Below are 14991 nucleotides of genomic sequence, written 5' to 3'. Positions count from 1 at the left end.
ATCTTCTGGGAGCGTGTTAAGAGTGTCCAATGCAAAGATAGGGCTTGATTAATGCAGTGAACGACTTAATCGATCTGAAACGTGTGCGCCATCTGGTCTATCTGAGTGAGGAACTGCATTTTTCCCGCGCTGCGGCTCGGGCCAACCTGTCGCAGACGGCGTTCAGCCGCAGCATCCAGTCGCTGGAAGCGGACCTGGGCGTTCGGCTCTTCGATCGTGATACGCGCACGGTGATGCTCACCGCTGCCGGGCAGCAGTTGATCGGGCGTGCTCATGAGCTGCTCGGTTGCGCCAGGAAGCTGGTGGCGCAAGCCATCGATATTGCCGGCGCCGAAGGTGGGGAACTGCGCCTGGGCATCAACCCGATGGCGGCCACGCTCAACACCGTCGATATTCTCATCAGGTTGCGCAAACAGGTCCCCAGGCTGGTGCTCAATGTCCAGGTCGGGTACTGGAATCAGTTGTGCCACCTGCTGGAAACCGAGCAACTGGATTTCGTGGTCGCCAGCCTCAAGTCGGGCGAGGAAATCGACCCGCGCTTTTCCGTGACCCATCTGCCGCCTCAGCCGGCCTCGGTGTTCTGTCGCCGCGATCACCCCCTGGCCCGCCAGGCAGGCCCGATTGCCCGTGCCCAGATCCTCGACTACCAGTGGAGTGGCGTGTCGCCGTCCAACGAAGCTTCGCTGTATGCCCTGTTCGATCTGGCGCCTGGCACCTTGCTGCCCTGGACCCTGAGCTCCAACGATCTGAACCTGTTGCGCGAAACCACCCTGAGCAGCGACTCGTTGCTCCTGACCTGGCGCTCGTGGCTCGACCAGGACCTGCACAACGGGTTGCTGGTGGACCTGGCACCTTTCATACAGCCGCCCTGGCCGGCGGATGTGCTGACCATCCGCTACGCCGTGGTGACCCATGCCGGACGCACGCTTTCACCGATTGCCCAGCAAGCCGTGGACATGATCGTCAGCGAAGCCCCGGGGAGTGCCGGGCTGTCGACATTCCCGGGTGCTTGAACCGCGGGTGCCGGGGGGGCTCAACCGGCCGCCCCAAAGATCTGTACGAAAACTCGCCGAGCAAAGATCAGGCAAGGCAAAAGCAGGCGAGGAAGCCGAGTCCAGCGGCCTGAATGAGCATGCCGAGCCTGTCTTCAACGCAGTCTGATCGAAGCACAGGTAGTTTTCGTACAGAGCCTAAGGTTGCGCCAGGTGCCTTTGGCGACATGCGCTGGGGCTCTGGCCGAACCAGCGATAGCAGGCGCGGGTCAGCGAGCTGGGGTCGCCGTAGCCCAACAGGAACGCCACTTCGGTCAGGGCGATCTGCGGGTGGGGCAGCAGCGACTCAAGGCGCTTGCGGCGCAAGTCATCGATGATCTCCTCCACGCGCAAGCCTTGGGCTAGCAGGCGGCGCTGGAGCATATGCCGGGGCATGCCCAGTTGTCCGGCCAGGACCGGCAGCGTGCAGTTGCCCGTCACCAGCAGGCGCTCCACCAGTATTTCCACCTGGCGGCCCAGGTCCAGGGGGTGGCTCTGGATCAGGCGGCGGACAATGCGCTCGGTGGTCTCAAGCATTGCCGGGCTGGCGCTGGCCAGCGGGGTACTGAGCAAGCTGGCGGGAAAGAGCAGGGCGTTTTCAGCCTGGTTGATGCGTACCCGGCAGCCATACAGGGCGCGATAGGCCTTGGCGTCGAGGGGGCTGTCATGCCTGAAATTGATTTGCCATTGCTTGCCGGTGTGGTGGGTAACCCGGCGCAGGAAAGCCAGGGCAATGCCATGGACCAGCTCGCTCAATTGCCGGTCGCCCAGCCTGCTTACACTCAGGTCATGCTGCAGGTGCCAGGCGGCATATTGGCCCTCGACGCTCAGGCGCAGGTTCAGCCCGGGGGAGTGGTAGGGCATGTAGCGAGCGACCCGTTCCAGGGCATCGGCCAGGTGGCTGGCGTGGAGCACGATGAGGGCCAGCGGCCCGAGGATGGAGACGTCCTGCAGGTTCGCCAGGCGAGCGCCGAAATCCGCCAGCGACAAGGCCTGCGAGGTGATCTCCAGCAACTGCGCGACCTTCTCCAGGGGCAGGCTGAAATGGGCGTCGTCGAGCTGGGCCTGGGTCATGCCGACACGGGCCAGCAGGGCCTGGGCGTCACCGCCATGCTCGCTGACCAGTCGGGTGAAGCCGGTCAGGGCAGGGGCCCTGACAAACAAGGGGGGACGGTTCATTTTGTTCCCGAATGCCAAATTCTTGTTATCAAATGCCAAGTAACCTAATTCGCCTCATGCCAGCATCTCAAGTCAAGAAAATTCATGATTGGAGGTCTTGGAAATGCTTTGCGACTATCAGGACGTTCTGCAGATCGAGGCGGGTCCTCAGCCCTTTGCCGATATCAACAACACCTATGCGTTGATCGAACGCAGCGCGAGCCAATGGCCACAGGCCCCGGCCCTGAGCTTCTTTCTGCGGGTCGAGGATCATGCGCGGCCGGTGCGCTGGACATACGCCCAACTGCTGGCGGACATCACTCGCGCAGCCAACCTGTTCGAGCGCTTGGGGGTACGGCGGGGCGACGTGGTTGCGCTGATCCTGCCGAACTTGCCGCAAACCCATATCGCCATGTGGGGCGCGCAGACCGCGGGTATCGCCTTTGCGGTCAACGTCTTGCTGGACGGCACGCAGATGGCCGAGCTGCTGGCGACGGCCAAGGTCCGCTGGATAGTCACGGTAGGCCCCGAGCCGGATGCGCAGATCTGGCAGCGGGTCGAGGGCGCGATTGCCCGCTTGCCCGGCCTGCAAGGCGTATTGGCTGTCGACCCGATGCGGCACCTGCCGGGCCATGGGCAGAGCGCGCCGCTGCCCGCTGAAGTGGCCGGGGTGCCGGTCCTGGATTTTTTCGCCGAACTGGCCCTCGAGCCAGGCGAGCGCCTGCGGTTTGCCCCGCCGGGCCTGAACGACGTGGCGGCCTACTATTGCACCGGCGGCACCACCGGCTTGCCGAAAATTGCCCGTCACAGCCAGCGCAATGAAGTGATCTTCTGCGGGCAACTGGATGCGGTGATCGGCGCGCCGGTCCTGCGGCCAGGACGCACCGTGCTGACCGCGTTACCGCTGTTTCACGTCAATGCGCTGATCGGTTGTGGCCTGGCGGCATTTGCCCAGGGCGGTCATGTGCTGCTGGCACCACCGGCGGGGTTTCGCACGCCGGGATTCATGCCGCGGTTCTGGGAGATAGTCGAAACCCATCAGGTCAGCAGCTATTCAGCTGTGCCCACGGTCTACGCCGGCCTGTTGCAGGTGCCCTGCGCGGGGCATGACACAAGCTCGCTGACGGTGGCGATCTGCGGCGCGGCGCCGATGCCCAGGGACTTGCTGCGCAAGTTCGAGCAACAGACAGGCCAGCGCATTCTCGAAGGCTATGGCTTGACCGAGGGCACTTGCGCGTCGTCGGTCAATCCGGCGCGTGGTGAGTCGCGCATTGGCTCGGTCGGCCTGCGCCTACCCTGGCAGGACATGCGGGTGATGATCCTCGATGAGCGAGGTGCCTGGTTGCGTGATGCGCAAGTCGATGAGGTGGGGGCGATCTGCATCAGCGGTCCCAATGTCTTCATCGGCTATCTGGACAGCGCCCATGATCAGGGGGCGTGGTTCGATACTGTCGCCCTCGACGGTGTGTCCGAACAGCGCTGGTTCAACACCGGGGACCTTGGGCGCTGCGATGCCGAAGGTTACTTCTGGCTCACCGGGCGCAAGAAGGAACTGATCATCCGCGGGGGGCACAACATTGAGCCCAAATACATCGAGGAGGTGCTGGCCACGCACCCCGATGTGGCGTTGTGTGCAGCGGTGGGCCGGCCCGACGCGCACGCTGGGGAAGTACCGGTGGCCTATGTGCAGGTGCGCGCCGGGAGTGCCATCAGCAGCGCCCAGTTGCTGGACTACGCGACGCGGCATATCAGCGAGCGCGCAGCGGTGCCCAAGGCGATCATCCTGGCCGACGCGCTACCCGTCACCGGAGTGGGCAAGATTTTCAAGCCCGCGCTGGTCATGGCTGAAATCGAGACAGTCATACGCCAGGAAGCCGCCTTGCTGGCCATCGAGCTGCAAGAGGTGAGGGTGGTGCAGAGCGCCAGGCAAGGCCTGGTGGCGAGCTATCGCTGCGCAGATGAAACCTCGCGACTGGCCGAGGCTCTGAGCCGCTACACCTTTGTCAGTGAGCGAAGCTGAGCCTGGGCTCCAGGCCGCGGGCCCGAGTGCTTGCGATGCAGCGCCGGTGTTGTGAAGTTGCACGCTTCGCATGCTCGCGCGCTGCCTCGCTTTTTCTTATCCAGCGAGCACATTTTTAATATTTTTCCTTCGCAGGCGTCTGTCGCACCATCTGTGGCATCCGACTTACCCCCGGGTTCTGAACAGCGTGCGCCCAGCCTTCCGGCCGGCGCCATTCGTCTCGCAGAAGGACACAGACATGACCGTAGAACAACCCATACAAGTGGACACCCTGGTGGTGGGCGCAGGCCAGGCCGGCGTGGCCATGAGCGAGCACCTGAGCAAGCTCGGGGTGCCGCACCTGGTGCTGGAGCGCAGCCGAGTGGCCGAGGCCTGGCGCACCGGGCGCTGGGATTCCCTGGTGGCCAACGGGCCGGCCTGGCACGACCGCTTTCCCGGGATGGAATTCGATGTCGCCGCCGATGCCTTCCCGGCCAAGGACCAGGTGGCGGACTATTTCGAAGCCTATGCGCGCAAGTTCAATGCGCCGATCCGCACCGGCGTGGAAGTGCGCAAGGTACTGCGCAATGTCGGCCGCCCGGGCTTCACCGTGGAAACCTCCGAAGGGCTGATCCAGGCCCAACGGGTGGTGGCCGCCACCGGGCCGTTCCAGCGTCCGGTGATCCCGCCGATTGCCCCGGCCAATGACCGGCTGACGCAGATCCACTCCGCCGAGTACCGCAACCCGCAGCAACTGCCCGAGGGCGCGGTGCTGGTGGTGGGCGCGGGGTCGTCCGGGGTGCAGATCGCCGATGAGCTGCAGCGTGCGGGGCGCCGGGTCTATCTGTCGGTGGGGGCCCACGACCGGCCACCGCGCTCCTATCGCAACCGGGATTTCTGCTGGTGGCTCGGGGTGCTGGGAGAGTGGGACGCCGAGATCGCCAAGCCGGGGCGCGAGCACGTGACCATTGCCGTCAGCGGCGCCCGCGGCGGCCAGACCATCGACTTCCGCGCCCTGGCGCACCAGGGCATCACCCTGGTGGGGCTGACCAAGGCCTTTGCCGGCGAGCACGTGACCTTCCAGGCCGACCTGCTGGACAACCTGGCCCGGGGCGACGAGAACTACCTGGCATTGCTGGACGCGGCGGATGCCTACATCGCCCGCAACGGCCTCGACCTGCCCCTGGAGCCCGAAGCCCGCCGGCGCCTGCCGGACCCGGACTGCGTCAAGCAGCCGATCCTCGAACTCGACCTGCAACAGGCCGGCATCACCTCGATCATCTGGGCCACCGGCTACGCCGTGGACTTTTCCTGGCTGCAGGTCGACACCTTCAGCGAACAGGGCAAGCCCCTGCACCAGCGCGGCGTGTCCCGCGAGCCGGGGGTCTACTTCCTCGGCCTGCCCTGGCTGTCGCGCCGTGGCTCGTCGTTTATCTGGGGGGTGTGGCACGACGCCAAGCATGTCGCCGACCACATCGCCACCCAGCGCAAGTACCAGGCCTACAGCGACGCCCGGCCGCCGGCGGCTACCGCCGAAGCACCGGCCCTCAACCTCAGCCCCGTGGGAGCCCACTGATGCCTACTCATACTCGCATCCGCATGTTCAACACCAAGGACACCTACCCCAACCAGTCCCTGGACAACGACCTGTGCCAGGCCGTGCGCGCCGGCAACACGGTGTATGTGCGCGGCCAGGTCGGCACCGACTTCGACGGCCGGCTGGTCGGCCTCGGCGACCCGCGGGCCCAGGCCGAGCAGGCGATGAAAAACGTCAAGCAACTGCTGGAAGAGGCCGGCAGCGATCTGAGCCACATCGTCAAGACCACCACCTATCTCACCGACCCGCGCTACCGCGAGCCGGTCTACCAGGAGGTAGGCAAGTGGCTCAAGGGGGTGTTCCCGATCTCCACCGGGCTGGTGGTCTCGGCCCTCGGCCAGCCGCAGTGGCTGATGGAGATCGACGTGATCGCGGTGATCCCCGAGTGAGGGGGTTGCCGAAGGTTCCGGCGGCCTTGTGCCGCGCTTGCCACAAGGCCCTGTGGGCCAGGGAGTTTGCATGACTTTTTCCATCGTTGGACGCTGCGCCGAAACCGGCCAGCTGGGCATCGCCATCAGTTCTTCCAGCATCGCCGTGGGCGCGCGCTGCCCCTGGGTGCGGGCCGGAGTGGGCGCGGTGGCGACCCAGAACGTCACCTTGCCGGCCCTGGGCCCGCAGATCCTCGACCTGCTGGAGGGCCAGAAGCTCGACCCGGCCAGCGCCCTGGACCGGGCCCTGGGCAGCAACGGCTGGAGCCAGTATCGCCAGGTCACGGTGATCGACAGCCAGGGCCGCACCGCGTTGTTCAGCGGCCAGGAAGCCCTGGGCCAGCACAACGCGGTGGCGGGGGAGCAGTGCGTGGCGGCCGGCAACCTGCTGGCAGGCCCGCAGGTGATCGAGGCCATGGTCCAGGCCTTTGAAAACACCCCGGGCATGCTGGTGGAGCGCCTGCTGGCGGCGATGCAGGCAGCGATGGCGGCGGGGGGCGAGGCGGGGCCGGTGCATTCGGCGGCGCTGAGCGTGGTGGACGACCTGACCTGGCCCATCGTCGACTTGCGGGTGGACTGGGCCGACGCCGACCCCATCGGCCAGCTCGCCGGCCTGTGGCAGGCCTACCGGCCGCAGATGCAGGACTACCTGACCCGCGCCCTGGACCCGACGGCGGCGCCCAGCTACGGAGTGCCGGGCAATGAGTGAACAATCGAGCCGCGAGTTGTTGGCGCGGCTGGTGGGCTTTGCCACGGTCAGCCGCGACTCCAACCTGGAGCTGATCGGCTTCATCCGCGATTACCTGGCCAGCCATGGCGTGCACAGCGAGCTGATCTACAACCCGGAGCGGACCAAGGCCAACCTGTTTGCCAGCATCGGCCCCGAGGATCGTGGCGGTGTGGTGCTGTCCGGCCACACCGACGTGGTGCCGGTGGACGGCCAGGCCTGGAGTGTCGAGCCCTTTGTCCTCAGCGAGCGCGAAGGGCGCCTGTACGGCCGCGGTACCGCCGACATGAAAGGTTTCATCGCCTCGGTGCTGGCTGCGGTGCCGGGCCTGACCCGGCGCCGCTTGCGGCTGCCGGTGCACCTGGCCTTTTCCTATGACGAGGAGGTGGGGTGCCTGGGGGTGCGGCCGATGCTTGAGCGAATGCAGCAGCGGCCGCACAAACCGCTGCTGTGCCTGATCGGCGAGCCCACCGAGCTGCGCCCGGTGCTCGGCCACAAGGGCAAGCTGGCCATGCGCTGCCAGGTGCGCGGCGCGGCCTGCCATTCCGCCTATGCGCCCTATGGGGTCAATGCCATCGAGTACGCGGCGCGGCTGATCGGCAAGCTGGGGGAGATCGGCAGCCGCTTGGCGCAACCCGAGCACCACGACCCACGTTTCGATCCGCCGTTCTCCACGGTGCAGACCGGCACCATCCAGGGCGGTCGGGCCCTGAACATTGTGCCGGCCGAGTGCCAGTTCGATTTCGAGGTGCGCACCCTGCCGGGCTATGACGCCCAGGCGGTGGTGGACCAGTTGCAAGGCTATGCCCGGGACCAGCTGCTGCCGCAGATGCAGGCGGTGCAGGCCGACACCGGGATCGCCCTGCAACCTCTGAGTGCCTACCCGGGGCTGGCCACCGCTGCCGACAGCGAGGCCGCCGACCTGCTGGCGCTGCTCAGCGGCTCGCGGGAGTTCGGCACCGTGGCCTTCGGCACCGAGGGCGGGCTGTTCCACCAGGCCGGGATTCCCACGGTGGTCTGCGGCCCGGGCAGCATGGACCAGGGCCACAAGCCGGACGAGTTCATCAGCCTTGAGCAACTGCACGCCTGCGACGCCCTGTTGCTGCGCCTGGGCGACTGGCTGGAGCACCCGGCCTGAACCGGATGTGCTCAACCCAGGCTCCCTCGCCGTGGGACAGTGCCCATTCGCCGCCATCCGGACCTCCGGATGGCGGCGTTTTGCGTGGGGCGCCAGGCCGTCTGGTTGCAGAGCTTTTTCATGGGACTCGAACATATTTTTAGTATTTTTCCTCTGGCCCGCTGTGACGCACCATCGCTCTGGACCCAATAACCAGCAGGCCGTCGCAACGGCCGATGAGGGAATGCAGCGTGTTCGATCTCGGTTACTGGCAGCAGCGGGCTGCCCGACAAACATTCATTGACCAGGCGCTGATCGGCGGCCAGCGGTTGTCCGCCGAATCCGGCGCTACCTTCGATGCCATCAACCCGGCCACCCGCCAGGTGCTGGCCCGGGTCAGCGCCTGTGGCGCAGCCGAGGTGGACCTGACGGTGGCCGCCGCGCGCCGGGCCTTCGAGCACGGGCCCTGGGCGCGCATGGCCCCGGTGGAGCGCAAGAAGGTCCTGCTGCGCCTGGCCGAACTGATGCTGGCCCACCGCGAGGAACTGGCCCTGCTGGACAGCCTGAACATGGGCAAGCCGGTGATGGACGCCTGGAACATCGACGTGCCCGGCGCGGCCAATGTCTTCGCCTGGTACGCCGAAAGCATCGACAAGCTCTACGATCAGGTGGCCCCCGGCGCCCGCAACAGCCACGCCAGCATCAGCCGCGTGCCCCTGGGGGTGATCGGCGCGGTGGTGCCCTGGAACTTCCCCCTGGACATGGCCGCCTGGAAGCTGGCGCCGGCCCTGGCGGTGGGCAACTCGGTGGTGCTCAAGCCCGCCGAGCAGTCGCCGTTCTCGGCGCTGCGCCTGGCCGAACTGGCCCTGGAGGCCGGTTTGCCGGAAGGCGTGCTCAACGTGGTGCCGGGCCTGGGCAGCGAAGCCGGACGGGCCCTGGGCCTGCACCCGGATGTGGATTGCCTGGTGTTCACCGGCTCCACCGAGGTGGGCAAGTTCTTCATGCAGTATTCGGCGCAGTCCAACCTCAAGCAGGTCTGGCTCGAATGCGGTGGCAAGAGCCCGAACCTGGTGTTCGACGACTGCCAGGACCTGGACCTGGCCGCAGAGAAGGCCGCCTTCGGCATCTTCTTCAACCAGGGCGAGGTGTGTTCCGCCAACTCGCGGCTGCTGGTGCAGCGCAGCATCCATGAACAGTTCGTGGAACGCCTCAAGGCCAAGGCCCGGGACTGGCGGCCGGGCAACCCGCTGGACCCGGCCAGCCGTGCCGGGGCCATGGTCGACGCGCGCCAGACCGCCAGCGTCATGGGGCATATCGCGGTGGCCCGGGAGCAGGGTGCGCAACTGGCCTGTGGTGGCCGGCAACTGAGCATCGATGGCAGCGACAACTACATCGAGCCGACCATCCTCACCGGCGTGGGCCCGGCGATGGCCATCGCCCGGGAAGAAGTGTTCGGCCCGGTGCTGGCGGTGACGCCGTTCGACGACGAGGAACAGGCCATTGCGCTGGCCAATGACAGCGTCTACGGCCTGGCCGCCTCGCTGTGGAGCGACGACCTCAACCGCGCCCACCGGGTCGCCGGGCGCTTGCGGGCCGGCACGGTGTCGGTCAACACCGTGGATGCCCTGGACGTCACCGTGCCGTTTGGCGGTGGCCGGCAGTCGGGGTTCGGTCGCGACCTGTCGCGGCATGCCTTCGACAAGTACACCCAACTGAAAACCACCTGGTTCCAGCTGCGCTGAGCGCTGTGAACCCTCTGCGGCGCCGGGCTGGCGCCGCTGCACCTGCCGCCCCGGCGGCAGGCCCACAACAACAATAAGAACGGAGTGCGTGCCATGACTGCAAATCTCTCCACGGGGGCCTTGAGCCCCACCAGCAAGGGCGGCCTGCGCCGGGTCCTGGGCCTGGGTTCACTGGTCTCGGTGGCTGTCGGCCTGGTGGTGTCCCAGGGGGTGATGGTGCTGATGCTGCAAGGGGCGGGGATGGCCGGGCTGGGCTTCTTCATCCCGCTGCTGCTGGCCTACCTGCTGGCCCTGACCTATGCCCTGTCGTTTTCCGAACTGGCGCTGATGGTGCCCCGGGCCGGCAGCCTGAGCAGCTACACCGAGGTGGCCATCGGGCATTTCCCGGCGATCCTCGCGACCTTCTCCGGCTACATGGTGGTGGCGATGTTCGCCCTGTCCGCGGAGCTGCTGCTTCTGGACCTGATCATCGGCAAGGTCTACCCCGGCGCGTTGCCGCCGATGCTGGTGGCCTATGGGGTACTCGGGGTGTTCACCTTGCTCAACCTGTTGGGCATCGACGTCTTTGCCAAGCTGCAGACGGTGCTGGCGGTGGTGATGGTGGTGATCCTGCTGACCCTGGGCCTGGGCGCCGTGAGCAGTGCCCAGGCCGACCTGCAACTGCCCCTGGACCAGGGCTGGAACCCCTTGCAAGTCGGCGCCCTGGCGCTGGCGGCCATGGCCATCTGGGGCTTTGTCGGTGCCGAGTTCGTCTGCCCGCTGGTGGAGGAAACCCGCAACCCGGAGCGCAATATCCCGCGTTCGATGATCATCGGCCTGAGCGTGATCTTCCTGGTGATTACCCTCTATTGCCTGGGTGCCTTGCTCTGTGTGCCGCGGGCGCAACTGGCCAGCGATCCGCTGCCGCATTTCCTGTTCGCCACCACGGTGTTCGGCGAGGCCGGCAAGCTGTTCCTGGTGGGGGCGGTGATCACTGCCACCTGCAGCACGGTCAACTCGTCCCTGGCGGCGCTGCCGCGGATGCTCTACGGCATGGCCCAGAACGGCCAGGCCTTTCCCCAGTTCAAGCGCTTGAGCCCCCGTGGCCGTACGCCCTGGGTGGCGGTGCTGTTCGTGGCGGCGCTGACCGGGCTGCCGATCCTGCTGCTGGGCCAGGACCCGGATTCCATCAGCCTGCTGCTGTTGGCCGCCGCCCTGGCGTGGCTGCTGGCCTATATCGTCGTGCACATCGACGTGATCGCCCTGCGCCGCCGCTACCCCGATGCGCCACGGCCGTTCCGCTCGCCGTTCTACCCCTGGCCCCAGGTGCTGGGTATCGTCGGCATGCTGTTTGCGATCTACCACGTTTCCCCATCCCCCGAGATGACCGCGCGGATCTTCGGCAGTGCCGGCGTGGTGCTGGGGGTGATTTCGCTGATCGCCGTGGTCTGGATCAAGCTGGTGATGCGCAAGCCGCTGTTCGTTCCCGAACCGCTGCTGCCCGGCGAACCGACCCTGGCAACCCAACCTTCCCTTGAACCCGCCTACCGTGCAGGAGAATGACCATGAGCACCTCCAACCAACAGCCGCAGCCGGCCGCGCCCCGCAGCACCCAGGATTACCAGGCCGCCGATGCCGCGCACCATATCCATGCCTTCCTCGACCAGAAGGCGCTGAACGCCGAGGGCCCGCGGGTGATCGTCCGCGGTGAGGGCCTGCACCTGTGGGACAACGACGGCAAGCGCTACCTGGACGGCATGTCCGGCCTGTGGTGCACCAACCTGGGCTATGGCCGCAAGGACCTGGCCGCTGCCGCCAGCGCCCAGCTGGAGCAATTGCCGTACTACAACATGTTCTTCCACACCACCCACCCGGCGGTGGTGGAGCTGTCCGAGTTGCTGTTCAGCCTGCTGCCCGGGCACTACAGCCACGCCATCTACACCAACTCCGGTTCCGAGGCCAACGAGGTGCTGATCCGCAGCGTGCGCCGCTACTGGCAGATCCTCGGCCAGCCGCAGAAGAAGGTGATGATCGGCCGCTGGAATGGCTACCACGGCTCGACCCTGGCGGCCACGGCCCTGGGCGGAATGAAGTTCATGCACGACATGGGCGGGTTGATCCCGGACGTGGCGCATATCGACGAGCCTTACTGGTTCGCCCACGAAGGCAACCTGACACCCGCCGAGTTCGGCTTGCGCTGCGCCCGCCAGCTGGAGGAGAAGATCCTCGAACTGGGGGCCGAGAACGTCGCCGGTTTCATCGCCGAGCCGTTCCAGGGCGCGGGCGGCATGATCTTCCCGCCGGAAAGCTACTGGCCACAAATCCAGCGCATCTGCCGCCAGTACGACGTGCTGCTGTGCGCCGACGAAGTGATCGGTGGTTTCGGCCGCACCGGCGAATGGTTCGCCCACCAGCATTTCGGTTTCGAGCCCGACACCCTGTCCATCGCCAAGGGCCTGACCTCCGGCTACATCCCCATGGGCGGGCTGGTGCTGAGCAAGCGCATTGCCCAGGTACTGGTGGAGCAGGGCGGGGTGTTCGCCCACGGCCTGACCTATTCCGGGCACCCGGTGGCAGCGGCCGTAGCCATCGCCAACCTCAAGGCCCTGCGCGATGAAGGGGTGGTGAGCCAGGTCAAGAACGATACCGGCCCCTACCTGCAGCAGTGCCTGAGGGAAGTGTTCGGCAACCACCCGCTGATCGGCGAGATCCAGGGCACCGGGCTGGTGGCGGCGTTGCAGTTCGCCGAGGACAAGGCCAGCCGCAAGCGTTTCGCCAACGAGAACGACATCGCCTGGCGCTGCCGCACCCTGGGCTTCGAAGAGGGGGTGATCATTCGCTCGACCTTCGGGCGGATGATCATGGCCCCGGCCCTGGTGGCCAGCCGTGGCGACATTGACGAACTGGTGGACAAGACCCGCCGCGCAGTGGAACGCACCGCCGGGGAAATCGAGGCCGGTACCCTGCCGAGCAGCTAAGCGCGACACAGACCCGTCTCCCTTGAGTGGCATCACCCGCCGCAGCCTGGCTGCGGCGGCTTTTTTTGCCTGTCACTCGGCAGGGGAAGCATTTCCTTCTGCATGCCCCGGTGATGGGGCGTTAGCCTGTGGTCAGCCTCTAGAACTTCCCGTTCAAACCGATGCGCAGGCTGTCGTTGCGTTCATCCGAACCCAGCGCGGTCTTATAGGAGAAGCCCATTTGCCAGGCACGCCCGAGGTTGAAGTCAACACCCATGTCCAGGCTGGCGAAGTCGCGGTCCAGGGCGTCGGGCTTGAGCCGGTAGAGAAGGCCTTCATCGCCCTGGTCGGTGTAGCGCATCTTGTAGTCGCTGCTGTTACTGAAGTTGTGACCCCAGGCCAGGCCGACCTTGGGGGTGAGCACGCCGACCCGGGTCATCAGGTCGTAGCCGGTGCGCAGGCCCAGGTAGGAGGTGAAGTTCTGCTGGTTTTGTTCTTCATAGGAAAGCCCGTAGATGCCTCCGCCTTTTTCACTGAAGGCGTCCAGGCGTGTGACGCTGGCGTTCAAGCGGCTGTAGGGGGTCAGCGACAGTGGTCCCTGGCGGTACTCGTAGCTGGCGGTCAGCGAGGCGAACAACTGGTCGGCATCGCGCGAGCCACGGGCATAGTCGTCGTTACTGCCCGTGATGTAGCGACGCGAGTCGAAGCTGATGCGGTTGTAGCCCAGCAGGCCGTCGACAAACACCTGGGGCGCCAGGTTCAGGCTCAGGTAGGTGGCGATGCCGATGGCGTCCGCATCGCTGCGGGTCTTGTTGCTGCCGATCTCGCTGCGGTCGTTGCCGTAGCCGATCCCGACACCGGCGATCAGCGTGGGCGACAGCCGATAGTCGACGCCGGCGCTCAGGCCCAGGGTGGTGAAACTGTTGCCCTGGGCGCCACGGGCGTGGGTCGAGCCGGTGTTGACGAAACCGTCGCTCCAGAACGCCAGGTCATCCTGCTTGCAGTTGTCCTGCGCGGCAGCGGCGGCCTCGCGTTTTTCCTGCTCGGTCTGGTGGGCCGAATCTCCCAGTTGTTCCTTGACCACCTTGGCGACCTCGCCCAGCGGTACGTTGCTGCCGTCCTTGCGCAAGCTGGCGTTGAACGAATTGCGGTCGCAGCGCATCTGGTGCAGCTGCTCCATACGCTGGTTGAAGTTGTCCATCTGGGTACTGGCAAAGCGTTCCGCGGCGCGGGTCTGGGCGTTGAGCAGGCCGATGACCTCGGCGTCCCTGGTCGGGTCCGCACGGGTCTGGATGATGAAGCTCATGGTGCTGGAGGCGCTGGAACCGCTGAGGTTGTGCAGGCTGAAGCTGACGACCGCCGTACCGGCGAAGGCCGCCGATGGCACGAAGCGCATCGAGAAGGGGCCCATCATCATCGCCCGGCCGGCCGAGGCCGGGGTCACCGTGCCCAGGGTGGCGTGGGTGAACGGGCCGCCGGTGGCGCCCTGGGTCAGGTCGACGGTGGCCGACTGGCCCGCTGCGAGGATCTGGCTGGAGGCGGGCACGGTGATCGCCACGGCAGCGATGGTGATCGAATAGGCCTGTGAGCCCGTGGCACCGTTGGCATCGGTGGCGGTGATGACCAGGTTGCTGCTGCCGCTGGTAATCGGCGTACCGCTGATCAGACCGCTGGCAGTGTTCAGGTTCAGGCCCGTCGGCAGGCTACCGCTGGTGATGCTGTAGCTGTAGGGAACGGTGCCACCGGTGGCGCTGAGAGTTGCGCTGTAGGGGCTGCCTGCCGTGCCGGCCCCCAGGGACGCCGGGGTCAGTACCAGGCTGGGCGCGCTGACGGTGATGGTCACCGTGGCCGGGCTGGAAGTGCCGCTGGCGTTGGTGGCGGTGTAGGTGAAACTGTCGGCGCCGGAGAAGCCTGCGGCAGGCGTGTAGCTGATGCTGGTGCCGCTGGCCGTGGCAGTCCCGTGGCTGGCGGCGCTGGCCACGGCGACGCTGGTGGCGGCGCCGCCACTGAGGCTCAGAGGGATCGGGTTGGCGCTGCTGTTGGCCGCGACCGTGGCGCTGACGGCGCTGGCAACCGGTGCCTGAATATTGATGGTGATCGAGTAGGCCTGGGACCCGGTGGCGCCGTTGGTATCGGTGGCGGTGATGGTCAGGTTGAAGGTGCCAGCGGCGCTTGGTATGCCGCTGATCGCACCGGTGCCGGTGTTCAGGCTGAGGCCGGTCGGCAGGCTGCCGGATGTGATGCTGTAGCTGTAGG

The 14991-nt window shown here is 66.4% G+C and carries 11 protein-coding genes; 9 read left to right on the top strand and 2 right to left on the bottom strand.

The window, feature by feature from the left end:
* The first annotated feature begins 56 nt into the window (after nucleotides 1-56).
* Nucleotides 57-1013 carry a LysR family transcriptional regulator gene (locus AC07R1_RS07435; protein WP_015635988.1) on the top strand — a complete coding sequence of 319 codons (957 nt, stop codon included), beginning with the start codon at nucleotides 57-59 and terminating at the stop codon, nucleotides 1011-1013.
* A gap of 177 nt (nucleotides 1014-1190) precedes the next feature.
* Here AC07R1_RS07435 and AC07R1_RS07430 read toward each other — a convergent pair whose 3' ends face one another.
* A complete protein-coding gene (locus tag AC07R1_RS07430) occupies nucleotides 1191-2210 on the bottom strand; it encodes an AraC family transcriptional regulator (RefSeq protein WP_011061809.1) in 1020 nt (339 codons plus the stop codon).
* Nucleotides 2211-2313: 103 nt separating this feature from the next.
* Between AC07R1_RS07430 and AC07R1_RS07425 the strand changes: the two genes are divergently transcribed.
* From AC07R1_RS07425 to AC07R1_RS07390, 8 genes are all read left to right on the top strand, one after another.
* Complete coding sequence (locus AC07R1_RS07425) at nucleotides 2314-4209, top strand: acyl-CoA synthetase (protein WP_401018031.1); 1896 nt, start codon at nucleotides 2314-2316, stop codon at nucleotides 4207-4209.
* Between the two features lie 238 nt (nucleotides 4210-4447).
* Nucleotides 4448-5764: a flavin-containing monooxygenase gene (locus AC07R1_RS07420; RefSeq protein WP_015635985.1), complete on the top strand. Its 1317-nt coding sequence runs from the start codon at nucleotides 4448-4450 to the stop codon at nucleotides 5762-5764.
* A complete protein-coding gene (locus AC07R1_RS07415) occupies nucleotides 5764-6174 on the top strand; it encodes a RidA family protein (protein WP_011061806.1) in 411 nt (136 codons plus the stop codon). The genes AC07R1_RS07420 and AC07R1_RS07415 overlap by 1 nt, the downstream gene beginning before the upstream one ends.
* A gap of 70 nt (nucleotides 6175-6244) precedes the next feature.
* Complete coding sequence (locus AC07R1_RS07410) at nucleotides 6245-6922, top strand: DUF1028 domain-containing protein (RefSeq protein ID WP_011061805.1); 678 nt, start codon at nucleotides 6245-6247, stop codon at nucleotides 6920-6922.
* Complete coding sequence (argE, locus tag AC07R1_RS07405) at nucleotides 6915-8078, top strand: acetylornithine deacetylase (RefSeq protein ID WP_065364273.1); 1164 nt, start codon at nucleotides 6915-6917, stop codon at nucleotides 8076-8078. Before AC07R1_RS07410 ends, argE begins: the two co-directional genes overlap by 8 nt.
* 230 nt (nucleotides 8079-8308) lie before the next feature.
* Nucleotides 8309-9799 carry an aldehyde dehydrogenase gene (locus tag AC07R1_RS07400; RefSeq protein ID WP_495110354.1) on the top strand — a complete coding sequence of 497 codons (1491 nt, stop codon included), beginning with the start codon at nucleotides 8309-8311 and terminating at the stop codon, nucleotides 9797-9799.
* Nucleotides 9800-9892: 93 nt separating this feature from the next.
* On the top strand, nucleotides 9893-11341 hold the full coding sequence (locus AC07R1_RS07395; protein ID WP_011061802.1) for an APC family permease: 1449 nt from the start codon (nucleotides 9893-9895) through the stop codon (nucleotides 11339-11341).
* 2 nt (nucleotides 11342-11343) lie between these two features.
* Entirely contained in the window at nucleotides 11344-12756 is a 1413-nt protein-coding gene (locus tag AC07R1_RS07390) for an aspartate aminotransferase family protein (RefSeq protein WP_011061801.1), read from the top strand.
* Between the two features lie 139 nt (nucleotides 12757-12895).
* Here AC07R1_RS07390 and AC07R1_RS07385 read toward each other — a convergent pair.
* Nucleotides 12896-14991, bottom strand: a 2096-nt coding sequence (locus AC07R1_RS07385; protein ID WP_495110353.1) for an autotransporter domain-containing protein, incomplete at its 5' end; no start/stop codon positions are given.

It is taken from the genome of Pseudomonas sp. GW821-FHT07F01, assembly GCF_059418825.1.
This window is presented reverse-complemented; position numbering and strand designations above follow the sequence as displayed.

Coding starts and splice junctions, on each gene's coding strand:
- AC07R1_RS07390 (WP_011061801.1), top strand. CDS start 11,344: ATGAGCACCTCCAACCAACAGCCGCAGCCGGCCGCGCCCCGCAGCACC.
- AC07R1_RS07425 (WP_401018031.1), top strand. CDS start 2,314: ATGCTTTGCGACTATCAGGACGTTCTGCAGATCGAGGCGGGTCCTCAG.
- argE (WP_065364273.1), top strand. CDS start 6,915: ATGAGTGAACAATCGAGCCGCGAGTTGTTGGCGCGGCTGGTGGGCTTT.
- AC07R1_RS07420 (WP_015635985.1), top strand. CDS start 4,448: ATGACCGTAGAACAACCCATACAAGTGGACACCCTGGTGGTGGGCGCA.
- AC07R1_RS07395 (WP_011061802.1), top strand. CDS start 9,893: ATGACTGCAAATCTCTCCACGGGGGCCTTGAGCCCCACCAGCAAGGGC.
- AC07R1_RS07430 (WP_011061809.1), bottom strand. CDS start 2,210: ATGAACCGTCCCCCCTTGTTTGTCAGGGCCCCTGCCCTGACCGGCTTC.
- AC07R1_RS07415 (WP_011061806.1), top strand. CDS start 5,764: ATGCCTACTCATACTCGCATCCGCATGTTCAACACCAAGGACACCTAC.
- AC07R1_RS07410 (WP_011061805.1), top strand. CDS start 6,245: ATGACTTTTTCCATCGTTGGACGCTGCGCCGAAACCGGCCAGCTGGGC.